We start from the raw sequence: 24,123 nt of genomic DNA, 5'->3' as shown, positions 1-24,123 counted from the left end.
ATTGAAACGACGAATCATTTCGCTAGTCCTGGCACTGTGTCTGGCCATTTCTTTCCAGTCAGTGGTATCCGCAGAGCCGGAGGAGGCTTTGCCGCGGGAGGAAACCACTCTGCCGGAGGACACCCTGAAGCAGGAGGCAGACGCTCTGGCGCAGGATGAGACTGTGACACAGGAGGCGGACACCTTGCCACAGGAGGAAACCCCGCCGCAGGAGGCAGACGCTCTGACGCAGGGAGAGGATAACTTGCCACAGGAGAACGACGCTCCTCCACAGAATGCAGACACTCTGACTCAGGAAGAGAACACCTTGCCACAGGAGGAGGACACTCTGACGCAGAAGGAAGACACCCCTCCACAGGAAAACGGCACTCTGACGCAGGAAGAGAACACCCTGCCACAGGAGGAGGACACACGAACCCAGGAGACAGACGCTCCGCAGGAGGAGATTTCTGCGGCAGAATCCGTATCCTTACAGACTGCTGCGGATGGCGCAGTCCCTGCCCCGGCGGAAGCCTATGCGGCTATGATCGCGCTGAAAGACCAGGACGCATATAAAGAGGGAACGCTTTGGACCAACGATGAGCCCTATTCGGACTCCAAGGGATATTACCATTGGAAAGGCGGAACCCTGGACGGGAAGAATATCTCCGCCGTGGGCTGCGTAGCTTTCGCTTTCATACTCAGCGACGCGGCATTCGGCAGCCTGCCGGGCAGGATGTACGCTGCGGGCGGGTTCACATTTGCGGATATAAAAGCGGGAGATATCCTGCGGGTGAACAATGACGCTCATACTGTAATCGTACTTGAAGTAAGCGATGTGGGCGTAATCGTCGCCGAAGGAAACATCAGCACCGGAGACCATCAGGGCAAAATCCATTGGGGGAGAGCGATTTCAAAGGCAGAGGTGATGAGCAATACCAGCCATTATATCACCCGTTATCCGGAAGGCTATATCCCACCGGACGATCCGGAAGCCAGTGTATCGGTTGCATCCGGAATTCTTGACGGAGGCCTTTCCTGGAATCTGACAAAGGCGGGAACGCTGACCATCTCCGGCAGCGGGGCTATGCCGGATTTCAGCAGCGCCAGCGAACAGCCGTGGAGCAATAACAGCAGCCAAATCCGGAAAGTCGTTATCGGAAATGGCGTTACCAGCATCGGTTCCTGCGCTTTCCGGGACTGCGGAGTCCTCAGCGCAGAGATTGCCTCCAGCGTGACAGCCATCGGCAACAGCGCTTTCCTCAGGTCTTCGATTATTTCCGTTACTATTCCCTCCGGTGTGAAGACCATCGGAGACAGCGCTTTCCGCGAGTGCCAGAACCTTAATTCCGTCTCCGTCTCCGAAGGAGTAGAGACAATCAAGCAAAATGCTTTCTGCAGCTGCGCAAGCCTCACTTCTATAGCCTTGCCGGCCAGCATCGGGGAGGTGGGAGCCGGAGCATTTTTCCAGTGCGGGAAAATGACAAGTGCCACCTTTGCTCCTGGCAGCAAGAAGGTAAAGATGGGCGACAATCTGTTTACACAATGCTACTATCTGACAAGCGTAACACTGCCCCAAAGCACAGACCGCATTGGCGAGGGTATGTTCCAGAATTGTCTGATGCTAGCCAGAGTGGAAATTCCGCAAGGGGCGGAAAGCATCGGCGGGGCAGCATTCGCTTCCTGTTCCCGCCTTACCGCTGTCGTAATACCGAAAAGCGTAACGACAATAGGGATGGCTGCATTTTCAGCTTGCGGGGTGACTGATATATACTTTACCGGCACCGAAGTCCAGTGGAACAGCATCAGCAAAATAGGCGATACGGCATCTGCAGTGTCAAAGATGACTATCCATTATGAGTACAGCCCGGAACCGCCGGCGACACCTGCGCCTACTACAGCGCCGGAGCCTACACCCGCTCCGGCGCCCACAGCTACGCCGGCGCCTACGGCAGCTCCGAATCCTACACCGGCTCCGGCGCCTACGGCAGCTCCGAATCCTACACCGGCTCCGGCGCCCACGGCAGCTCCGAATCCTACACCGGCTCCGGCGCCCACGGCAGCTCCGAATCCTACACCGGCTCCGGCACCCACGGCAAGTCCGGCGCAGACACCGCCTCCAGTTCCCACGGCCACGCCTGACACAATGATTCCATCTATTGTCGGCGGATCCGGTAAGGCGGGATGGGATGCCATCAAGGAAGAGGCTGCAAATGCTCCTGAAGGAAAGCAGATTATCGTGAACATGAATGGTGCATCTGTCGTACCCGGAGATGTACTTGACAATGTGAAAGGACAGGATGTCATTATTTCCTTTGATATGGGCAACGGAATCATCTGGTCCGTAAACGGCAAGGATGTTGCGGCAGATCATGCAGGCGATGTGGATTTTTCCATACAGGTGGGGACCTCAGCCATTCCGGAGAATATCGTGAACGATGTGGCGGCAGATCATCAGACGACACAGCTCAGCCTTGCCCACAGCGGTGATTTTGGCTACAGCGCCGTGCTTACAATCAATATGGATCCGGCAAATGCGGGATTGTACGCAAACCTCTTCTATTATAGCGAAAGCGCTGACAGACTTGAGTTCGTTACCGCTGACCAGATAGACGAGAATGGCATCGCCAACCTGATATTTACCCATGCTTCAGATTATGTCATCGTTGTCAACAACAATATCATGGGTGAAAGCAACAGCGGGGCTTCTTCCGGAGACAGCAGCAAAACCACATCTGCTGACAGCGCCAGCCCACAAGGGACAGAAGCACAGTCTCCCAAAACCGGTGAATCCGATCTTGCAATCGATGCATCCGGCGATGCCCGATTACAGAAAGACGGAAACGGCCCGAACCTTATATGGCTGCTATTAATTGGCGCTGTCGGAATCGCGGCGGCAGGAGCCATAGTCTACCAGATTCAAAAGAAATCAGTTAAATAAATCTGACCGAAAGTAAATGCCTGTGCTGCGGCACAGGCATTTTTCTTTGTCTAAAAGGAACAGCGCAAACCCAGCAGCGCGGCCCCATTCCCCCCAAGGACAGCCGCCTGCTCCCCAGCGTCAAGCCCGCTGCCCCGGACAGCCGCCACCATCTCCCGCTGCCCGCTCCAGGGGCTGTCCGTGCCGAAGAGAATCCTCTCCACGCCATGTCTGCGCACCACCCGCAGGAACTGCTCCCGGGACAGCGGCGGGTTCTCCTCAGGTCCGCGCACCGTGCCCGGAGCAGCCTCTATGGGCAGCAGGGAAAACGCCGTATCCAGCCATACGTCCCGGCCCGCGATGCGCTCCTCTACCTCCTCCCAGCAGTCCCATCCGCCCATATGGGCCAGCACGAACTTCCGCGGCTTTACCGCGTCCAGCATCCGTTCCATCCGCTCCACTGAAGAAAAATCCTCCCCGGGGAAGCCGATGTCGTATCCCGCATGAGTTATGACAACCATGTCATTTTCATCGGCGCATTCTATAATCCGCAGATACCGGATGTCGTCAATCGGGACCCGCTGGAAGACCGGATGAATCTTTATCCCCTTTACGCCGTTCCCTGCAAGGAACCGCAGAATCTCCCTGTAGTCCTCATTCTCCGGATGGATACCGCCGAAAGATATCAGGCCCGTCTCCCCGGAATGCCTGTTCGTCTCTATGGCGGCCCGGTTGATGTCTTCCTGCTGCCCTGTTCTGGTCACCACTGGCAGCAGCACGGAATAATCCACCCCGGCCTCTTTCATGGAAGCCCGCAGCGCGCCGGCCGTCCCGTCCAGATAGTTCTTCGCCCTGGAACTGGCGGCCAGTTTTCCGATGGCCCGCCCGGCAAGTTCTTCCGGAAATGTATGTGTGTGGAAATCGATAATCATATTAGCCCTCCGTTCTCTCCCGCTTCCGGACATGCCCCTGCCTGCACCTGCCTTACACCATAAGCTCCAGCACGCTCTCAAAGCCTCTCTCCACCGCAATGTCCGCAGCCGTCTTGCCGTCATTGTTGGCGCAGTTGTAATCGGCTCCTTTTTTGATCAGGTAACGGGCCGTGCCCTCGCTGTACTCCTGCAGGGCATAGTGCAGAGCGGTATTGCCCTCATTATCCGCCAGGTTCACGTCCGCGCCTGCCCGAATCAGCTCCTTTACCATATCCTTGCCGGGATTGAGCATCATGGCAGTCCTCCCCCCGTTGTCCCTGTGGTTCAAGTCCACTCCCCTTTCCAGGAAGATGGGCAGGAGATCCCTGTGGACATACTGCAGCAGCAGCAGGGGCGTCTTTCCGTCGTTCCTGGGGATGTCCAGGTTCTTCAGCTCTTTCAGGACAGCGGCTTTCTTTTCCATGTCCCCTCTGTCGCTGTTGCGCTTCTCCCGGAGCGCATAATGGGCGGGCGTCTCACCCTCCACATCCTTTGCGGTATCGTCCGCCCCGGCTTCCATGAGCAGTTTCACCACCTCCAGGTTCCCTGTCTCACAGGCCTCGTGGAGGGGCGTCATCCCTGCCCGGGCCGGGGTGTCTTTCTCCAGGTTCATGTCCACGCCTTTTTCTATCATCACCCGGAGCATGCCCACATGGCCCTCCCTGGCGGCCAGATGGACGGCTGCCTCCCCCTGGCTGTCCAGCTGTTCCATAGATTCCCCGGAAAACAGCTTTGCCGCCTCTTCGAAGTAAGGCTCACTCAGCAGGCCGCGGATGCTCTCGGATGCTATGATATTGGCCGGCGTCCGTCCCCTGACCACAGCCCTGTCCAGATTCACGCCAAGCTTAGCCAGCTTCCTGAGGACCCCTATGCCAAATCCCGGACAGAGGCATTCATCCCGCAGGCAGATCAAACGGCCATGGTAGTGGACCGGCATGGTAAAATCATAGCCGGACTCTTTGATCACATCCAGGATGCCGGCCTCCTCGTCTCCCATGAGGGCATTGTGGAGGATATTCGTGACCTCGCCCACTTCATCGTCGTCATCCGGGTCTGCCTGCTGAATCAGCTTTTTCGCCAGGTACATAGCCAGGCTCCGGCCGTCCTTATCGTTCTCATGCACATCGGCAAAGGCATTGCTGGCAACCTGGCTCAGAGGGAACATTTCCATGGGACTGTCCTCAGCAGATACCGCCCCATGGTCAGTCAGGGCTATGTACATAGCCTGGTTTCGGAAAGAGATTGCATGGCCGATTGGGGTATCGCCTTTCGTGTTGGCCGCATTTATCATCTCCGGGCACCGTTCCATCAGCAAAACGGCCGCCGTCCTGTGGCGGTTCCTCAGAGCCATCATCAGCAGCGTATTGCCGTCCTCGTCCACATAATCAGTGGCCGCTCCCTTTTCCAGGAAAATCTCCACCAGCGAACATGTATACTCCGAACTGTACTCGCTGGCCAGGATACGCACGAAAGGGGTCAGCCCGTCCTCGTCTTTTTGATTGATGTCGCAGTTCAGCAGACGGGCGATTTCCCTCCTCTGCTCCGTGCTCCGCTCTCTGCAGGCGTGGTCCATCTCCAGCCCGGGAATCCTGGGATACGCCAGGAAATGGTACCCGTTCATGCCCCTGACGTCGCAGGCGGATCCGTCCGCTCCGTGTTCCAGCAAAAGCCTGGCCATTGCCACATTCCCGCAGGCGCAGGCCAGCAAAAGGGGGGTAAGGCCGTAGCCCTTGCCGTCCGGCATGTTGACTTCATCTCTGCCAGCTTTTCCGCTGTCAAGCAGGTCTTTCACCACATCCTGGAAATTGTGCCAAACCAGCAGGTGAAACAGGGTCAGCCCCACCTCTCCCACCGGGGAGAAGATTTCTTCTTTCCCGCATCCCGCCACGCAGTCCCGGGCTCCCTCCAAATCTTTCTCGGAGAAAATGCTGTATCTGTAGATTGCCTCCTTGTGGTCCCCCTCCCACCAGGGATTGAATTTGGCCTGGTTGTACTGCTGGCTGGATGTCACCAGCATATCTGTCAGTTCGCTTATGTTCATAACTGCCTCCCTTTATCCTCTTCATTCTGCGGAGCAACACCGCAAGCTGTCGGCGCTTGTTTCTGTGCGCACCTCAATCATGACGCCCGGGGGGTTCTGTCTTTCCTGATTCGTCCTTCCAGCTTCCAGAATCTATGGGAAAGACTGCCCGCCTCCGAACTCAGCAGAGCGGTATACTCCTTATTCGGGCGATCCGTATCGTTTTCTTGCTAATCAGCTATTTTTTCTGCATAAAGCTTCCAGTCGCCCTTTGATACTCCATTTTAAGCCTCCTCTTTTTTCTTTCTATTATACAGCATACTGGGGCATTTTTCCAGCTGATTTCCTTTCCCTCCGAATCTTTGCAGATATAAGTAAAGTTCGGAGCGCTCTGCTTCGCCAGCATATAAAAGGCAGCGCTGGCGCTTAAATCGAATTGAGTACCGCAAGCCTGAGTGCGCAGGCAAGCCCTGTCGAAGCATTTATGCTCTTCCACCTTCAGCGCCCCGATCTGCCGGGCAGTCATGCCATATACCGCCCGCATATCGCAAGGCGCTTCTGTCGTCATATTCACTTCCAGCACCCGCACAAGATATTCCGCGTATCCCCGGGGGATAATCTCCTCCACAGGGATAATCAGGTCCTTCGAGGCGGCCTTTTTCACTTTTTCCACCAACAACGCTATAATCTCCGGCGACAGCACAGATATGTCATATTCGCCCCTAATCCAAATCCTGTATCCGCATGTCAATTCTCCATTCCCCTCAGTCTGGACACCAGGTCCTCTCCGGCAAAGCTTCGCATGGAGGCAAAAGTGACGATCAGGGGCACTGCCGTAAGCACGCACACATAGGCCAGGGCAAAAATCCCGGGGAACCGGAACGCCATGTAGTATGCGCCTCTCTCATAGAGCAGGCCGCTCAGCACATAGCCGCTCAGGGTTCCTGCCGTCATGGTGACGCCCAGAGTGACGCACACCAGCAGCAGGCTCTCCCCCAGGAGCATCTTCCGGATCTGGCTCCTTCCCATGCCGATGGATTCCAGCATGGCCAGCTCCTGTTTGCGGGTGACGATATTGGTGATCAATGTGTTCATCATGCTTAAGATGCTGAACGTCATGATGAAAACGGCCAGGCCGCTGATGGCCCCGAATAGCTGGTCCGCGTTCCGGGAATATTCAATCCTCTTATCCGCCAGGGTCTCCAGGTCAAGCTCTGTCCTGGCCGCCACCAGCTCCGCCAGCTCCTCCCCCACGGCCTCCTCCCTGTCAGCTTCGGTGGACACCAGAAGATGGGCATTCAGGCTGTCATAGGACAGAAGCTCCAGGATGGCCTGTTCCGGTATCAGAAACCACCCTTCCAGCCCCCTGTTGTTGCGGGCATACTGCTCGTCCAGGATGCCCAGGATGGTCATGTCCTTCTCCGCCATGTCACTGCCGTCGAAGTAATGGAGCGTGACGGACTCGCCCACGGTGAACCTCCAGCCGAATATCTCCTCCGCCACATCGTTTCCCGCCACAAGGATGTAATCGCCGCTCATGAGCTTCTCCCTGTCCGCGCTCCCCTCCTCCAGATACGCCCCGATTCCTTCCAGCTCCTCCCCGTCCAGCGGGTAGACAGTATCGCTGTCTCCATAATTGTCCTTCAGGGGATAGTCATAGCTAACGCCGAAGTTTTTGATTTCCTCCACTCTGGTCACGCCCTCCATCCCAAGGATTTCCCGGACCATCTCACTGTCCATGGGCGCCTCCGCCTGCAGGCCTCCCATGCCGTGGCCATTCAGCTCCTTGGCCGCCGTGGTATACAGGATGTGGAACTCCGCCTCGGTAAAATAGCCCTGTCTGGGGAAAGCCTCTTTGTCAAAGGAGGACAGATAAGTGGCCGCGGTCATGAACAGGATGCCGCCCAGCGCCAGGGACGCCAAAGTGACAGCCGATTTCTTCCGGTTCCTGGAGAAGTTCATCAGCCCAAGGCCCACGGGCGTGAGCCTGCGGCACAGTTTCCGGTTCCCCGCCTTTTTCATGGTATCCTGGGGCACATAGCGCAGGGCCTCCATGGGGGAGACGGAGGCGGCCAGCCGGGCGGGCTTCCTCACGGAAAACATGGTGATGAGATAGACGCAGAGCAGGACGAGGGCAATGGCCGCCGCCCCATGGGCAATGCGGAATCCCGCCGGGAGAATCAGGTATCCCGCAATGCCGCCTGCCGCCGCTCCCACAGGCGCCGCCCGCAGGAACAGGGCCCTGCCTTCTCTGGACACGAAGCTTTTTATCTGTCTCCTGGTCATGCCGATGGTCCGCAGCTGTCCGAACTGATGGATCCTTCCCACCACGGACAGATAGAACACCCCATAGATCACCAAAATGGAGGCCAGCAGGATCACCGCCCCCACCATGCCGTAAATCATGACGGACTGGCTGTTGAAGGAGAGGGAGTCCAGGAATGCCCTGGATGGCATCACGTATTTGCGCTCCACCCCTGCGTCCCGGCCGATGGCGTACATCAGCTCCCGGCATTCCCCGGCGGACATGCCGTTCCCGTCCCGGAGTTTGGCGTGCACTTCATATGGTATATCTTTCAACTGGCTGCCGTTTTCCGCGTAGCTGCGGGACAGGAATACATTGAACTGCTTCGTCTCTTCGCCGCCTTTCAGGATGCCCGTCACGGTGAACGTCTCTTCGCTGCCGTCATAAAAGGTCAGGGACAGGCTGCTGCCCACTGACGGCGGCAGTCCCATCTTTTCCAGCATGGCGCCCTGAACCGCGATTTCGTCCGGCGCTTCGGGCAGCCTGCCGCTCTCCAGCTCCCCCGCCTGGATTTCGTCCGAGAGCCCGCTGACATAGCGGGGCACCACGCCGAAGCCCTCCATCTCCGAGAGGATGCCCGATTTCACCTGTATCTGATACGCGATGCGCCCATCCCCTTCCAGCAGCTCCAGTTGTGCCGGGGCAAGCTCATAGTAGCTCACCTGCTGTCTGTGGGACAGGGCCTCCCGCTCCAGCTCCTTCTGGCCCAGGGCGAACAGTAAGATAGCCGTCAGCAGGGCAGAGGCCAGGGCGATCGTCACCGCCACGAAAACATTGCGCATGCGGCTGGCCCGCAGGCTCTCCCTGGCCATATCGGATATCATCCTCCCTGTCACTTTTCCGCCCCTCATGCCCCCACCTCCTGTGCCTGGATCCTGCCGTCCTCGATGCGTATCCGCACATCCGCTTTCCGGGCGATTTCCTGATTGTGGGTGATCATCACGATGGTCTGACGGAATTTCCCGCTGGTGGTCTTCAACAGGTCGATCACCTTATCGCTGGTGCGGCTGTCCAGATTGCCCGTGGGCTCGTCCGCCAGGATGATCGCCGGCTTGGACACCAGGGCTCTTGCGATGGCCACCCTCTGCTGCTGGCCTCCTGAAAGATGGCTGGGATAATTGGCCAGCTTCCCGTCAAGCTCCAGGAAGCGCACGATTTCTTTCAGGAAATCCCCGTCCTCCTCCTTTCCGTCCAGGCGCACGGGCAGCACGATGTTCTCATAGGCCGTGAGATAAGGGATGAGGTTATAGTTCTGGAAGATGAAGCCGATCCGTCTGCGGCGGAACACCGTGAGCTGTTCTTCGGTCATCTTTTCCATGCTTTCATTCTCTACCTGCACAGCGCCGGAAGCAGGGACATCCAGGCCCCCCAGCATGTTCAGCAGGGTGGACTTCCCGCTGCCCGACGTGCCCACGATTGCCACGAACTGTCCGTCCTCCACGGACAGGCTCACATCGTCCAGGGCTTTTACAAGGCTCTCGTCCCTGCCATAGTATTTTTTCAGATGGGATGCTTTCAAAATAGTCATATCAATTCCTCCTGACTTAAAGATTCTAAGCACATCATATCCCATCTGACAAAAGATGCAACACGGAACGCAGATTCTAATATCCAGGACGCAGATTCTAATATGTACGGCTTGCAGATTCCCGGAGGCAGGGTCTGCGGCACGTGGTCAGAGCATATCCCCCCAGTAATCCGCCATCCTGACCATGAAGTCCTTGCGTCTGGGCTGGCTGATCGGTATGTGTTCCCCTGTGGTCAGAATCGCCTCCAGCCCCTCGATGCCTTTTATAAAAGAAAGGTTCACCACAAAACTCTGATGGCAGCGGGCGAACTGAGGCCTGGCGCACAGCAGGGCGGAGACCTCTTTCATGTTCTTGTAGATGACCTGCCCCCGGTTCCCGAAATGCAGCAGCACATTGCGCCTGTCTGTCTCGGCATAGCGTATATCCTTATACGGCACCCTGTACTTGCCGCTTTCGCCTGCAAAATGCAGGCAGGGTTCATCCTTTCCCTGATATCGGGCAAAGTAACGGTCAAGCTCCATCTTCAGCACGCTGTACCTCACCGGTTTGAGCAGATAGTTCACCGCTCCGTATTCATAGCCTTTCCACACATACTGCTTCAGGGAAGTCAGGAAAATGAGCCCCACCGTGCTGTCCATCCCGCGGATTCTCTCCGCAGTCTTCAGGCCGTCCAGCTTCTCCATCTTTATGTCCATGAATATCAGGTCATAGTCAGGCTGATATGCCTGCAGCAGCTCTTCTCCGTCATGATAGGCGAAGCAGCAGAACTCCCTTTCCGTCTCTGCCGCGTATCTCTCCAATCCGTCTTTCAGCTCAGCGATCAGCGCATCCTCATCATCACAGATTGCTATCTTATACATACCTTCGCTCCCCTCCTGCCATATCATATACCTTTTCCCGCAGCCTGTCAATTTCGGCAGTCAGGGCACGGGAATCATGATTTTCAGCAGGAACTTCCCCGCCTCTGTCCTGACGCTGCACTGGCCTCCATACCTCTCTACGGCCTTTTTGATATTGGGAATCCCGAAGCCATGGGCTCTTTCGTCTTTCTTCGTTGTCCGCCCAAAAGCCTCTGCCTCCGGCGGGGCATTGTTCTCCACGCTTACCACCAGGATGTCCCGGATGCGTCCTGCCTTTGCGATGATAGCCCTCTGGCCCTCGGGGAGCTTTTCGCTGGCTTCTATGGCATTGTCCAGAGCGTTGCCGAAAATCGTGCTGATGTCCAGGGAATCCAGAAAGGCGCTGTCCTCCAGAGAGAGCATGGCGCTGAAGTCTATCCCCTTATCCTGGGCCGCCCTTGCCTTGTCACGGATGATGATGTCCAGGAATTCGTTCCCTGTGTGATAATAATCCTCATATGCGCGGATCTGGTCCTGCAGCCCCTGAACGGATCTGCGGATTTCCTGTCCGTCTCCCGCCTGGGCCTGCAGCACCAGCAGATGGTTCTTCATGTCGTGGTAGATGCCCCGCACCCGGTCCTCATCTTTCATCCTGTCCCTGTAATAGGCCTGCTTCCTTTCCAGCTCCCGGACGCGGTAAGCCGTACGCATGGAAGCGCAGATATATGCGGCGAGATAAATGCAGCCGAACCCGGAAAAAACGGAGGACACGCAGATAGGATAGACGATTATGGGATTCTCCGGCAAGAAAAAGATGATGGTAAAAATCGCCACAAAAGGCGAGAGCATCAAAGCATCCACCACCAGCCACATCCCGGCCGTCAGATTGGCCGTAATCTGCCGCAGGTATTTCTTCAGGAGCAGCCATGCCCCTGTCCAGAACAGCAGCCGCAGCAGCAGGGAAGCCGTATGAATGGCAGTACTGATGAGCAGCTCCTGTTCTGTCCAGCCCTCTGACATCCCTCTCGGCGCATTGGTGAGGCCGAAGAAGAGCCTGCCGCCCGCGTCCTGGGTCACATAGTTCACAGCGATCAGCGCCGGGCAAAAGACCAGCACGGCGCTGAGCTTCTCCATCCACCGCCCTCTGTGCAACAGGGCCACATAGGCCCCAAAGCCCAAAAGCACTCCGAACAGTCCGTAAAAATCATTGGAGTAGACCACCGCCGGCGCCAGCGCGCCGCAGGCGAAAAATGCCAGAACACGCAACGCCCGGTTCCTGCGCAAGGGCAGAAATGTGCGCAGCATCCGGAAAAAGACCAGCACATATCCCCATTCCAGTCCAAAGGACAATATATCCAAAAAACGTATCATGCCGTTCCGCCTTTCCATCGTAACATTCACAGCCGGAGACTGCATAGCGCCAGCCATATACGTTGACCAATGCAGTATGGCAGATTCCGGCATTATGTAGTATAACACTCTGATATTGGCCGTGCAATAGAGAACCGATATTTGACTTTTTTCAGGCATAGTGGTAGGATGGATTCATAATGAAATCAAAGGAGAAATTGCCATGCAATTAGATAATATGCTGCTGCAGGCCTGCAAGAACAATCAGAAAGGCGTAGTGCAGACTTTTCTGAAACGGGGCGGCGTAGACGTAAACAAACGGGACGAATCCGGCAATACCCCCCTGATTTATGCGTGTATGAAAAGCGCTCGCGATCTGGTGAAGCTGCTGCTGGACAGCGGGGCTGATGTCTGTCTCGGCAACCAGAAGAACCGGATGCCCCTGCATTTCGCTGCCCAGACCGGCAATTTTCAGATTCTTTCCATACTAAAGGACGCAGGGGCCGACGTGAACTGCACCGACAATGACGGCGTGACCCCCTTGATGCTGCTGGCCCAGAACGGAAAGACCGACGCCGCGCTGCAGCTGCTCAAATTTCCGGAAATCGATATCAGCATCCAGGATAACGACGGACGCAAGGCCATCGATTATGCCACCTCCGCCGGACTCAGAGAGCTGGTAAAGGCACTTTCCCAGGCAGAGGAGGCCCATGCCGACAGCTGCGGCAACACCACCCTCCATTACGCCTGCTGGAAAGAACAGAGCGAAGTGGTGAAAGTCCTGCTGGAAAAAGACCCTGCCAGCGTAAACAGCCTCAACGACGAAGGGGAATCCCCTCTGATACTGGCAGTCCGCAGATCCAATCTGATGATCGCGGAACTGCTGCTGGCCGCAGGCGCCCAGCCCGACCTGGCCGATGCAGAAGGAACCGGGCCGTTACATATCGCCGCCGACAAAGGAGATCTCTTTGTGGGGAAAGCCCTGCTGGCCGCAGGCGCGGACATCAACCGGAAAGCTTCTGGCGGACAGACTCCCCTGATTCTGGCAGCCAGCAGCGGCAGAAACGATTTCACCGCCATGCTGATCGAGTCCGGAGCCGACGTGAACAGCGTGGACAATGCCCAGCACAGCGCTCTGTACTATGCCTCGGATGCCGGGTATACCGAAATCGTGGAGCAGCTGCTGATGGCCGGGGCGGATTCCTGACCGGTCCTTCTCTTTCGCGTACACTGCCAATGGCGGGAACCTTATCTGTCCCGCCTCTCCATCCTGGCCCTGGCCATTTCTTTCACCACATACTGAATCGCCACGAACAGAATCGCCGCCACAGGCCAGATAAAGGCAGCGTGCCACCAGTCCTCGGAATACAGGCCTGCTCCCAGGAACAGCGCGGTCACCAGGCACCAGTACACCCCGGGGAAGAAAGAGGTCTTCTTGTGCAGCGCCTTTTCTTCCACAGTGTAATCCCCCTCCTGCAGCAGCTTGTCGAAGCTGCCCTGGATGCTGCCGGCCCATACGAACAGGAACACTGCCGCTGCCACCATCCCCAGCAGCACTGCCGTACAGTAAATGTAAATCAGGTCACCCACCGAAAAGGCTGACGCCACCATCAGGGGCACCACGCCGATGATGCACAGCGTGATGCCGGTGACAATGCAGAAACGGTACCGGCCCGCGAAATCCTCCTTCTTCTTCCTGACGATGCCCTCTACGCCATACTGCAGCGCCAGGCTCTCCTTTTCCAGATACTGGTACTTTTCCGTCTGCATGTCACTGAGCACCAGAATCGCCACCCCGATGGCTACCAGCACCAACAGTATCACAACGCCGAATCCCCCCGCCATGTCCTCGCTGAGAGGCGCCGCCCCATGCCGCCCCTCCTCTGCGCCGTACTCCGCCAGGCCTCCCATCACGACCAGCGGAATAGGCGAAAGGACGCATAAGCCCGCGGCAAAGGCCATCCGCCCCGCCAGTTTCCGCACCAGGCCCATGAACCCATTGGCTTCCTCCAGGGAAACGCTCCTCTCCTTTGCCGCCTCGTAGACATCCTCCGTCTCGGAGGGCAGTTCCTGCTCCAGCTCTTCCTTCAACAAATAATCCGTGCTGACCCCGAAGAGGCTGCTCATGGCGATAATCCTGTCGATGTCCGGGATGGACGCGCCGCTCTCCCATTTGCTCACGGACTGCCTGGAGATGTTCAGCTTCTCCGCCAGCTCCTCCTGTGACCAGTTGTTCTTCTTCCTCAGTGCCATGACCTTTTCTGCCAGAATCATATCTTTTCCTGCCGCTGTCCGCGGCTTTTCCTTTCCGCACCTTTTGTGCATTCTATGTGTTTCCATGCACGAATCATAGCAAAAAAGCTGGTTGACAGCCATCAATTGCGCTTGGAAATCTGTCAACCAGCAGTTGCTTTTCCGCCTGGAAAGGAGCTTCATCTTGCATTCAGGCTCTCAGCGAAGACAAGATAACAGGCAAAGTCGCCCAGGCGCTTACGGTAGCCGGCATTCTCCGCTTCTTCCCCCAGAACATCCCTCCATCCGGCCGCTTTACCCTGCATTTTCAGATATCTGGCCAGCTGGTTGAAAGACAGAATGACCATGTTGTGGCGCGAAGTCCGCGCAGCATCGTTCTCCAGCTTTTTCTCCCTGCTCCACAAAGGCCAGTGAGCGCGGGAATCCAGATATTTCACCGCGGCGGCAAGTAAATCGCCATACAGTTCCAGCGCGTCTTCGTCACTGCCGATTTCCTCTGCCATCTCCCGGTGCAGAGCCGCCATTTCCTCCAGGGCAAGGCTCATCGGCATCAATCTGTAATTTTCATACACAGCAATCATGGCAATATCCTCCCACAGGCATTCGTCCCCTGTCATATGCGATATTTGCGGAACAGAACCTAATTATAGTCCACGCCCGTCAGACAAAGGCCCGCCGCAGGAGCCGTAGGGCCGGCTTTCTGGCGCACAAAGCCCGTGAGGGATTCCTGTACCTCCTCCGGGGTGATATTGCCGTAGCCTGCCTCCAGCAGCACTCCCACCATGATCCGTACCATGTTCTGGAGGAATCCGTTGCCGTGGAAAGTGAAATACAGATACCCTCCCTCTCTTTTGATCTCTATGCTGTCCACATTCCGCACCGTGGACTTCTTCACCCGGGGATTCCCGCAGAAATTCCGGAAATCATGCTCCCCTTTCAAAAGCTCCGCCACTTTCAGCATCTTCGCCATATCCGGCCGCTTGTCCAGCCTGACGCAGTATTTCCTGTCAAAAACCGACTTCACCGCCCCGTCCTGGCAGGTGTACCGGTAGGTCTTGCCCGTGACATTGTAGCGGGCATGGAACCGGTCGGAAGCCTCCCTGACCTCCCGCACGGCAATGTCGTCCGGCAGATAGCGGTTCATGTAGTCTCTGATCTCCCCGCAGTCCATCTCAGTATCCAGCCAGGCGTTGGCCACCATCCCTTTTGCGTGGACGCCGCTGTCGGTGCGTCCTGCCCCTATGACCTCCGTCTCTTTTCCGCACATCTGGCCAAGCACATGCTCCAGCTTTCCCTGAATGGTGTTCTCCTCCGACTGGCGCTGCCATCCGTGGTAGCGGCTTCCGTCGTATTCCAGCAGAAATTTGAAATTTTTCATGTATTTTCTCCCATCCTCATTGGCTATTTCTGCAGTTTTTCAAACAAATCCGCAAATAGTCTGTCCCTGTTCACATGGTAGACATATCTGATAAAATGCCTGGTGTCGTCAAAGGCATACTTTCCGTCATATTCCGGAATGGGGCTGTGTATCAGGTAATCCTGCATGAAATCCCCGTCCAGGAGCCATGCCACAGCGGTCACGTCCCAGATCACCCTTGACCAGGCTCTGCCCGCGTCATATAATGTCACTTCCTCCAGGGTATGCTCCAGCAGATATTCGCACAGCTTATTCTTCCCCCTCAGATGATATTCCAGCTCCGGCCCTGTGGCCGCGAATTCCGACACTACCCCCATACAGGGCAGCTGCACCAGCGGAACGCCGCAGCCGAAGATAATCCTGGCAGCAGCGATATCCTGGACCATATTGAACTCCCTGGTGTCCGGCCAGTGCAGTCCGTGGCCCCCCAGCCATATCACCACCATGCGCTCTATGATTTCCGGATTCATGAGGATGGCGGAGGCTATATTGGTAATCGCTCCTATGCTTATCACATAAAGCGGATTTTCACCGGAATAGCACATTGCCCTTTCCGCCAGGTCCTTTGCCGCGTCCGAGACCGCCGGCTCTTCCTCAGAGGGCAGATACTCCGCGGATCCCCTGTATGTCACTTTCTTCAGCTCTTCCGCGTCCAGCAGCGTGAGCACTTTCAGAATTTCCTGATAGCTTCTTTCCATGCCGTCCCCGGGACTCGTGGAGTGCATATTGAAAAACGGGGCGGCATAGATTGCTTTCACATCCAGCTTTTCACGGGACCTGACCATATAGGATAGCGCAAACTGGTCATCAATCTCATTGTAGGTATCCGTATCCAGGACAACATCGATCCGGCCTGCGGGCCTATCCAGACGCTTCACCATCTCCGCGTCGGACAGGACTTTCTTCCATTGGGGCTCGGCATTCATCATTACAGTATCCTCCTGATTAACCATCCTTTTCGCATATCATTATAACGCGCTAAACATATCGCAAAACCATTTTCTGTCACAACAGTACGCCCTCTTCCTATATGGAAACATACTGCATCCTGTCTTTGTATGTCAGTTTTGCACCGGAATCCAGACGCCGGGATTGCCCGCCGCTTTTAGGGCCGCCTCCCTCACTGCCATGATGGCGATGGTCTCCTGATGGCTCACAGGTATCTCCCCCGTCCAGAAAAATGCCACCAGGCTCCTCATGAACCCTCCGAAGAAATCCGATTCCACGGTCAGGAACTTACAGCCCTCCTCTAAACAAAGATTGGCCGCGAAAGGGGAATCCCCGCCCGTGCAGAGCATGGAGGCGCTGCGGCCGTCCTCCCACCGAAGCAGCAGGTTCGTCCAGCCTCCCTGCCCTACAGACATCACCTGCGCGGCGCAGCCCTGCATCAGCATCATGATGGGCTCCAGCTGATGGATGCCGTAGGTCTCCAGCCCGTTCGGCCCCCAGGTGCTCATGGACTTCACGCGCCTGCCCCGGAGAGCTTCATATTCCGCGGCAAAGCGCAGGGCCGAGGTGGAATAGCAGGGTGTCCCGTTGGCCTCGCCCAGGGCGAAGATGGCCTCGGCGGTCTTTCTGTCCGGCGCGAAGGTCTTGTCGATATAGGTCTTCTTGCCGGAGCGCAGGGGAAGCTGCGACAGCTCCTCATGCATCTCGCAATTGTCCGGGGACAGCACGATCAGGGCATCGCTCCTCTCGATGACCTCCTGGATGCTCCCGCAGAGGGCGATGCCGTGCTCTTCGCACCACTGGGCGGAAGTCTTGCCGGTGAGGGGGCTGTCGATCATGCCGTAGGCAAATGCCGCCTCCATCTCCCCGCCGCTGGCTTTCCGCAGCATCTCGGGATAGTTGTCCGCATGCCACTCGTCCAGATAATAGTCTATAAACCCGATTTTCATAAGTCCCTCCTTTTATGGCAGCGCTTTCCGGCAGCCTAAACCCGATTGTTAGAGCCCTGCCCAGATGTCACAATCCAATAACGCTCCAGATTGATGTCCATATCCGGTTCGTGTACCGTACATTCATATATGCCGCCATTTTTGAGGATTGTCCTCCGGCTGCCCTCATTGCTGTCCGCGCAGCTTACCATCACCTTATCCAGCCCCAGCTTCCCGCACTCCAAAAGCACGTCCCGGAGCATCCTTGCGGCATAGCCCTTCCGGCGTTCAGAGGGGCGGACGCAGTAGCCGATATGTCCGGCAAATCTCTCCAGATATTCATTCAGGTAATGCCTGACCTGGATGGCTCCCACCATCTTGTTATCGTCCTCGCGAATATAAATAAACTGTGTGGCGGTAACCATGTCCGGCGGACAGGTCTCTTTCCTCAGATAATCTTCCACTTCCTTTATCCAGTCGGAGATTCGCTCCTGCCGTCTGAGGGAGCCGCATCCGTCCATGCCCCCGCCCTCTGTCAGGAATTCCTGACGGTATGCCTGTATTTCGCTTTCATATTCTATGGTCGGTATGACCAGCTTCATCGTCCCATCCTCCAATCCCAGCCCGTCGCCGCTCCCTGCCTTATGGGATTCGGCTATATGGAACCTTTTCGGTTCCGCTGCCGCCCTGTACTTCAGACAGTGCGCCGGGGCCCTAGGGCCCGGCGCACTGCATCAGGCTTATCCCGGCGCTGTCAATCCAGCACGATTTCCCTGTGCTGCTCGGCGGAGTCATAGATGGCCTGCAGAATCCTGGCCGTCTTCAGCACCGTATCGATGTGGGAGGGAAGCTTCTCGCCGGTGCGGATGCATCTGACGAAAGAGTCGATTTCCGTCTGGAACATATCCTCGCTCTTGCCCTCGGGCGTGAATTTCACCAGCGCGTCATGCTCCGCGGTGTACACAGTGAAGTCTCCGCCATACTGCAGGCGGATGCCCCCCTTATCGCCCATGAAGTCGATATAGGTCTCGCTCTCGCCGATGTTCTGGGCCCATGCCCCGTGCATGGTAAACGTAGGCCCGTCGGTGCGGATCAGGGCGGTGACGGAATCGTCCACGTCATAGACGCCGTCCTTCACGGGAGGGCCTGCCCACATGTCCTTATAGGTATATCCCTCGATGTCCCTGCCCAGCTTGCAGAAGGTCTCACCGGACACCGTAAGGGCTTTCGGATCACCCAGGCAGTACATGGTCAGATCCAGATAGTGCACGCCCCAGTCGATCAGCACACCGCCGCCCGCAATCTCCTTGGTGGTGAAAGCGCCGCCCAGCCCGGGGATGCTCCTGTGGGCCCGGAAACTGATGTATACGTGGTAAATCTCGCCCAGGCGGCCTTCCTGTATGTACTCGCGGATGCGGTTCACCTGGTTGTTGAACCGGTTCACCACGCCGATGTTCAGCACCTTGCCGCTCTCGTGCTGGGCCTGCTGCATGGCCACCGCCTCCTCATAGATCCTGGCGGCGGGCTTCTCGCAGAGCACGTTCTTCCCCGCCTTCAGCGCATCGATGGAGATGACCGAGTGCATCCTGTTGGGCGTACAGACTGACACCGCTTCCACCTCCGGGTCTGCCAGCACTTCCTTGTAATCCACCACAGCCGTACCGCACCCGTACTTCTCTACAGCCGCCTGTGCCCTCTCCGGGATGATGTCGCAGAAATACTTGATTTCCACATCCCCGTTCTTCATGTAAGAGGGGATGTGCGCACTGTTGGCAATTGTTCCGCAGCCAATGACTGCCACTTTCATTTTGTCCATAGGTATCTTCTCCTTTCAGGCCTCCCGTCACCAGGGAGCCGCCCTGTACTTTCATTCTGCCACATATATAGTAAAAAGACAATACTTTCTTTACCGGAATTTCTCTATCCTGCACTATGACGCGCCGGATGGTATCGTCCCGCCTGACCTGCCGGATGAATCCGGCAAACTCCCGGCGTATTTCCTCATTGGGAAAGCTCTATGAAAAAAGCCGTGATTCGGAATAACTTCCATTTCCAATCACGGCTTTCACTCTATTTTTTCGCTGCTTTTTCCCCGGCAGCCTTCTTCTCTTTTGCAGCCTTTTCTTCAGCAGCCGCCCTGGCCGCTTTCTCCTGAGCCGCTTTCAGCTCCTGCTCTTTCTTCCGTTTCAGCTCCGCCTTTTCGTTCTCTTCCCGCTGCTTCGCCTCGGAAAGCCTGCTGCTGATCCTGGTGAGCCGGTAGATTTTCTCAATCGCCCCATCGTCCAGCATGTCCGCGGACATCCGCCACTCCCAGTTTCCGCCCAGGGTGGAGGGATGGTTGATTCTGGCCTCCGCGTCCAGTCCCAGGTAATCCTGGACAGGAATGACGCAGGTATTGGCGCTGCTCATCATGGCCATGCGGACGAAATCCCAGTACTTCTCCTCATCCGGCGTGGAGGCGTTGTTCATATACTCCGTAGCGAAGGCCTTGGATTCCTCGTCCAGCCCCTTGTACCACTGCACCAGCGTCTCATTGTCGTGGGTTCCCGTATATACTACGCAATTCCGGTCATAACTATGCGGCAGATAGTCCGTCTCCTCCCTGGGGTCAAAGGCGAACTCCAACACTTTCATGCCCGGATAGCCGCTGTCCTTCAAAAGCTGCACCACCGTATCCGTCAAAAATCCCAGATCCTCCGCTATGATTTCCTTGTCCCCGAGCTTATACTTCAGCACCCGGAACAGCTCCATGCCGGGGCCTTTCTCCCAATGGCCGTTCTCGGCTGTCTCGTCCCCGAAAGGAATGCTGTAATACTCATCGAAGCCCCGGAAATGGTCGATCCGCACCACGTCATAGAGCTTGAAGCAGTGGTCCAGCCTCTGGCACCACCAGCGGAAGTCCGTCTGCCTGTGGTAGTCCCATTTGTACAGGGGGTTCCCCCAGAGCTGTCCTGTGGCGGAGAAAGCGTCCGGCGGACAGCCCGCCACGGCGATGGGCTGGAAGTCCGCGTCGAACTGGAACATCTCCGGATGGGCCCAGGCGTCCGAGGAATCGAAGGCCACATAAATCGGAATGTCCCCGATGAACTGTATTCCGTTATCATTTGCGTATTTTTTCAGTTTTTTCCACTGGACATGGAATTCGTACTGGAGGTACTTGTAAAATTCGATGTCGAAATAGCATTCCCTCCTGTAGTAGTCCATGGAGTAATCCCAGCGCTTCTTGATGTCCTCGGCCCACTCCTCCCAGGCGGCCCCGTCAAAGCGGAGCTTCACAGCCATGAAGAGGGCGTAGTCCTCCAGCCAGTCCGCATTCTCCTGGACGAAGCGGATGAAATCGGGATTCTGGGCGATGTTGCTGCGCTCGTAGGCCAGGTGCAGCAGGGGGAAGCGCTCCTCATAGATCTTGCCGTAGTCCACCTTGGCAGGGTCGTCCCCGAAATCGCAGGCCGCGCATTCCTCCTCGGTCAGCACGCCCTCCTCTATCAGCGCCTCCAGGTCGATGAAATACGGGTTCCCCGCAAAGGAGGAGAAGGACTGATAGGGAGAATCCCCGTAGCTGGTGGGCGACAGGGGCAATATCTGCCAGTAGCTCTGGCCCGCCTCCTTCAGCTTGTCCACGAAATCATATGCCTCCTTGGAGAAGCAGCCGATGCCGTACTTTGACGGCAGGCTGGCAATGGGAAGCAGAATACCACTTGCTCTCTTCATAACTATTTACCCTGTCCTTTCTTAGGAATTTCTTTCACAATTCCCTGCGTTCCAACGAACGTTTGTATCCTGATTGATTACGGCTCCCCTTTCGGGAAAGGGACTGATGCGTCACGGGAAACCCGAAAAAAGGTATGTCTGTACAGCGGCATCCTCAGCATGGAAGTGTTCCAGAGCCTCCGGAAATCCGCGTTCTCCACTTTCCGATTGTAACCATTCCCGCTGCAGTTCGACAGCTCTGCCAGAGAGTCCGCCAGGAAAAGGCCTGACTCGTCATAGCCTACTACAGGAACATAGTGCAGCCATTTCCTGCCGGGATATGTGCGGATGAGAACGATGGGAGGGGTCCCGCCGGCAATCTCCCTTTTCAGCGCGTTCAGGTTTCCGGTGCAGTAGACCGCTTTCAGGCCCTGCCGGGCCAATAGCTTCTTAACGCCCCGCGGGTACACGGAACCGTCCCTGCGCCTGCACGGCATTTCCCGGTACAGCCCCTCACCGGACGCATCCTGTCCGAAATGCCGCAGCACGAAAGCGGAGGCATAGGCGGAGCACTCCATGGCCGACTGGAAATCGATCCGGTTCGGGCCTGTCGGCAGGAACCGGGACGGATAGCATCTCCGGGCAAAGCACGGGCGTAAAACCCCCATCAACAGGCAGTCTACTATCGTGATGACCATAACTGTCTGTAGAACGGCTGCCGCCAAAAAGCGGAGAAAAACCGGATTGCTGAGCATTCCCATGAAATCGGCCCTCCTTAAGCCTCTATGAGGCAGCGCCTTCCCCCCGCCCCTGTCTTCCCCAGGAGCATGCCGCTGCGGGCCGCCACCCGGACGGCTCCTTCCGGCAGTTCCACCTGTCTGCGGCAGTCCGCTTCCAGCCCGTCCGCCAGAATCTCCCAGCGCCCCGGTCCCGAACCGTCCTCAAACCCCGGGCTTTCCTCGGCCCACATACTATCCTCCGGCAGCCCTACCGCGAAGTCCTCCTCGGAACCGTTATATACGATGAACAACTCTTCCCATGGGGAAGCCCCACTGCCGGGATTCCGATCTGCGCCGCTCCGATTGTCCACCCGGAAGGACACCACGCCCTCCCTGTGTATTTCCTGGCAGCCGATCCGCTCCGCCGCGAAGGGGGATTTGTCGCACAGGCCCGGCAGCTTCTTCCGCAGGCGTATCAGTCCCCTGTAATACTCCACCAGTTCACTGTACTCCGCCGCCCTGCTCCAGTCCAGCATGTTCAGCTCCGGCGGGGCGCAGTAGCTGTTCTCGTCCCCCAGCTTCGTCCGCCCGAACTCCTCCCCCGCCTGGAGGAACAGATTCCCCTGGCAGGTGAAATAGATCAAGGCAGCCAGCCTGTTGGCGGCAAGCACGTCCTCGTACCCCGCGGAGAAATCCGCCTCCTCCCCGTGCATGGACAGCACCAGCTTATCCCAGAGGGTGAAATTGTCGTGGGCCGACACATAGTTCACTATCTGTCCGCAGCTTTTCGGCACAAAGCAGGCCCCGCCGTCCCGCCAGCCGGTCACGGCGTGGAGGATCGCCTCCTCCTGTCCCGTCCCCCCATTGACGAAGCCGGGCTCAAAAGCCTGGAACACACTGCCCTTGATGGCATCCCTGGTGTCATCGCTGAATATCGCAATCCCCTCATCCAGACAGCCCGCGTTTTCTTTCATCGCAGCCATAGTCCCGGCCTCCATGGGCGAGGGACCTGCGCTCCATGGCTCTCCATAGAGCATCTTCTCCCCCGGGCCGAAAGCCTCGTCCAGTTCCCTGCGGATGCGGTTCATCAGCTCCACCGTGAGAAGCCCCATCAGGTCGAACCGAAATCCATCGATGTGGTATTCCCTTGCCCAGTACAGGACGGAATCCGCGATATAATTGTCCACCATGGCCCGGCCCGCCGCGATGTCATTTCCGCAGCCGGAACCGTTGGACAGCCGTCCGTCTTCTCCATGGCGGTAATAATAGCCCGGCACCATCCTCTCCAGCCAGGAATCCGCATGGTGGGTGTGGTTGTATACCACGTCCATCACCACTCTGAGACCGTTTGCGTGGAGGGCCTGAATCATCTCTTTGCACTCCCGGATGCGCACCGTTCCGTCCGAAACGTCAGTGGCGTAGGAGCCTTCAGGCACATTGTAGTTCACAGGATCGTAGCCCCAGTTGAACTGCCCGGCATCCCCCGCCTCGTCCACAGACCCATAGTCGAAGAAGGGGAGCAGGTGCACATGGGTCACGCCCAGGCTCTTCAAATACGCCATGCCGGTAAGAGACGGACCGTTGGCCGGACACAGGCTTCCTGCAGCGCCCGCGGCATCCGCAGAATGCAGGCTGCCCCCAGAGCCTCCCGCCCCGATGCCCTCCACCGTGAACGCCTTGTACTTCCCCCTGAAAGCTTCCGGCACGCCGCTGCCCTCATCATAGGAGAAGTCCTTGATATGGAGCTCATACACAATTCGCTCTCCACATTCCTTTGGCGGCACATCCGCCCCAAAGCCCTCCGGATCCGTCTGCCGCAAATCCACCACCATGCTCCTGCCCCCATTGCAGCTACAGCCTACCGCGTAAGGATCCGCCGTCCGCCTGTCCTTTCCCTTTATCCGCACAAGATAATCATAGTACATCCCATGCAGGCTCACCTGCAGTTCCAGTTTCCACACGCCCCTGTCGCAGGCACGCAGCTCTCTTCGGAACCAGGCCCTGGAAGTGCCGCTCCGATACAGGAGCAGTTCCACCCTCTCCGCCAGGGGGCTCCACACCTTGAACACAGTCCGCCCGTCCCTGCAGACCGCGCCCAGATCCTTCCCGTCATACCGATATCTTTCGTTGAATTCCCTGCCTGCGGTGAACTCTGTGTTCCGCCTTAAGCCTTTCCTCAACTTCTTCCTCTCCTTCATAAAATACTGACAGAAGAACCTTCTTCCTCCCACGGCGCTATCCCCAGTTTACATCA

19 protein-coding genes are annotated in these 24,123 nt (G+C 57.0%); 2 read left to right on the top strand and 17 right to left on the bottom strand.

The genetic code is table 11. The annotated features are described in order from the left end of the window. Window position 1 precedes the first annotated feature (1 nt). Window positions 2–2,920, top strand: coding sequence for a leucine-rich repeat domain-containing protein (locus NFS35_RS16570; RefSeq protein ID WP_251208239.1), 2,919 nt, complete (start codon window positions 2–4; stop codon window positions 2,918–2,920). A gap of 50 nt (window positions 2,921–2,970) precedes the next feature. Here NFS35_RS16570 and NFS35_RS16565 read toward each other — a convergent pair whose 3' ends face one another. The 7 genes from NFS35_RS16565 to NFS35_RS16535 all read right to left on the bottom strand — a co-directional run bounded on the left by NFS35_RS16565 (window position 2,971) and on the right by NFS35_RS16535 (window position 11,934). Beyond that, the gene (locus NFS35_RS16565; RefSeq protein ID WP_251208238.1) at window positions 2,971–3,831 is read right to left on the bottom strand and encodes an amidohydrolase family protein; all 861 of its coding nucleotides are present in this window, start codon (window positions 3,829–3,831) and stop codon (window positions 2,971–2,973) included. Between the two features lie 52 nt (window positions 3,832–3,883). Beyond that, window positions 3,884–5,911, bottom strand: a complete 2,028-nt coding sequence (locus tag NFS35_RS16560) for an ankyrin repeat domain-containing protein (RefSeq protein WP_251208237.1) — start codon at window positions 5,909–5,911, stop codon at window positions 3,884–3,886. A 217-nt stretch (window positions 5,912–6,128) separates the two neighbouring features. Continuing rightward, a complete protein-coding gene (locus NFS35_RS16555; RefSeq protein ID WP_251208236.1) occupies window positions 6,129–6,641 on the bottom strand; it encodes a hypothetical protein in 513 nt (170 codons plus the stop codon). Continuing rightward, window positions 6,638–9,046, bottom strand: coding sequence for an ABC transporter permease (locus NFS35_RS16550; RefSeq protein WP_251208235.1), 2,409 nt, complete (start codon window positions 9,044–9,046; stop codon window positions 6,638–6,640). Before NFS35_RS16550 ends, NFS35_RS16555 begins: the two co-directional genes overlap by 4 nt. Then, the gene (locus NFS35_RS16545) at window positions 9,043–9,723 is read right to left on the bottom strand and encodes an ABC transporter ATP-binding protein (protein WP_251208234.1); all 681 of its coding nucleotides are present in this window, start codon (window positions 9,721–9,723) and stop codon (window positions 9,043–9,045) included. Before NFS35_RS16545 ends, NFS35_RS16550 begins: the two co-directional genes overlap by 4 nt. Window positions 9,724–9,870: 147 nt before the next feature. Continuing rightward, window positions 9,871–10,584 carry a LytR/AlgR family response regulator transcription factor gene (locus NFS35_RS16540; protein ID WP_251208233.1) on the bottom strand — a complete coding sequence of 238 codons (714 nt, stop codon included), beginning with the start codon at window positions 10,582–10,584 and terminating at the stop codon, window positions 9,871–9,873. A 60-nt stretch (window positions 10,585–10,644) separates the two neighbouring features. Then, complete coding sequence (locus tag NFS35_RS16535) at window positions 10,645–11,934, bottom strand: sensor histidine kinase (protein WP_251208232.1); 1,290 nt, start codon at window positions 11,932–11,934, stop codon at window positions 10,645–10,647. Between the two features lie 202 nt (window positions 11,935–12,136). Here NFS35_RS16535 and NFS35_RS16530 point away from each other — a divergent pair, with 202 nt between their 5' ends. Then, window positions 12,137–13,120 carry an ankyrin repeat domain-containing protein gene (locus NFS35_RS16530; protein WP_251208231.1) on the top strand — a complete coding sequence of 328 codons (984 nt, stop codon included), beginning with the start codon at window positions 12,137–12,139 and terminating at the stop codon, window positions 13,118–13,120. A 41-nt stretch (window positions 13,121–13,161) separates the two neighbouring features. On the opposite strand, the gene NFS35_RS16525 is transcribed toward NFS35_RS16530, so the two are convergent. The 10 genes from NFS35_RS16525 to pulA form a co-directional block, all read right to left on the bottom strand. Further along, window positions 13,162–14,187, bottom strand: a complete 1,026-nt coding sequence (locus NFS35_RS16525) for a helix-turn-helix domain-containing protein (protein WP_251208230.1) — start codon at window positions 14,185–14,187, stop codon at window positions 13,162–13,164. 158 nt (window positions 14,188–14,345) lie between these two features. Then, the gene (locus NFS35_RS16520; RefSeq protein WP_251208229.1) at window positions 14,346–14,747 is read right to left on the bottom strand and encodes a hypothetical protein; all 402 of its coding nucleotides are present in this window, start codon (window positions 14,745–14,747) and stop codon (window positions 14,346–14,348) included. 59 nt (window positions 14,748–14,806) lie between these two features. Continuing rightward, a complete protein-coding gene (gene truA, locus NFS35_RS16515; protein ID WP_251208228.1) occupies window positions 14,807–15,544 on the bottom strand; it encodes a tRNA pseudouridine(38-40) synthase TruA in 738 nt (245 codons plus the stop codon). A 23-nt stretch (window positions 15,545–15,567) separates the two neighbouring features. Further along, window positions 15,568–16,512, bottom strand: a complete 945-nt coding sequence (locus NFS35_RS16510) for a nucleoside hydrolase (protein ID WP_251208227.1) — start codon at window positions 16,510–16,512, stop codon at window positions 15,568–15,570. A 132-nt stretch (window positions 16,513–16,644) separates the two neighbouring features. After that, the gene (locus tag NFS35_RS16505; RefSeq protein ID WP_251208226.1) at window positions 16,645–17,481 is read right to left on the bottom strand and encodes a Gfo/Idh/MocA family oxidoreductase; all 837 of its coding nucleotides are present in this window, start codon (window positions 17,479–17,481) and stop codon (window positions 16,645–16,647) included. Between the two features lie 35 nt (window positions 17,482–17,516). Then, window positions 17,517–18,062, bottom strand: a complete 546-nt coding sequence (locus NFS35_RS16500) for a GNAT family N-acetyltransferase (RefSeq protein ID WP_251208225.1) — start codon at window positions 18,060–18,062, stop codon at window positions 17,517–17,519. Between the two features lie 152 nt (window positions 18,063–18,214). After that, window positions 18,215–19,276 carry a Gfo/Idh/MocA family protein gene (locus tag NFS35_RS16495; protein ID WP_251208224.1) on the bottom strand — a complete coding sequence of 354 codons (1,062 nt, stop codon included), beginning with the start codon at window positions 19,274–19,276 and terminating at the stop codon, window positions 18,215–18,217. Window positions 19,277–19,530: 254 nt separating this feature from the next. Further along, a complete protein-coding gene (gene malQ / locus NFS35_RS16490; protein ID WP_251208223.1) occupies window positions 19,531–21,171 on the bottom strand; it encodes a 4-alpha-glucanotransferase in 1,641 nt (546 codons plus the stop codon). Window positions 21,172–21,248: 77 nt separating this feature from the next. Then, on the bottom strand, window positions 21,249–21,911 hold the full coding sequence (locus NFS35_RS16485) for a cysteine peptidase family C39 domain-containing protein (protein ID WP_251208222.1): 663 nt from the start codon (window positions 21,909–21,911) through the stop codon (window positions 21,249–21,251). 14 nt (window positions 21,912–21,925) lie between these two features. Beyond that, complete coding sequence (gene pulA / locus NFS35_RS16480) at window positions 21,926–24,049, bottom strand: type I pullulanase (RefSeq protein ID WP_251208221.1); 2,124 nt, start codon at window positions 24,047–24,049, stop codon at window positions 21,926–21,928. Window positions 24,050–24,123: the final 74 nt, after the last annotated feature.

The organism is Acetatifactor aquisgranensis (assembly GCF_943193215.1).
In the GTDB taxonomy this organism is placed as follows: Bacteria; Bacillota; Clostridia; order Lachnospirales; family Lachnospiraceae; genus Acetatifactor; species Acetatifactor aquisgranensis.
The sequence above is the reverse complement of the archived record's forward strand: the minus strand, read 5'-3'. Positions and strand labels throughout refer to the sequence as shown.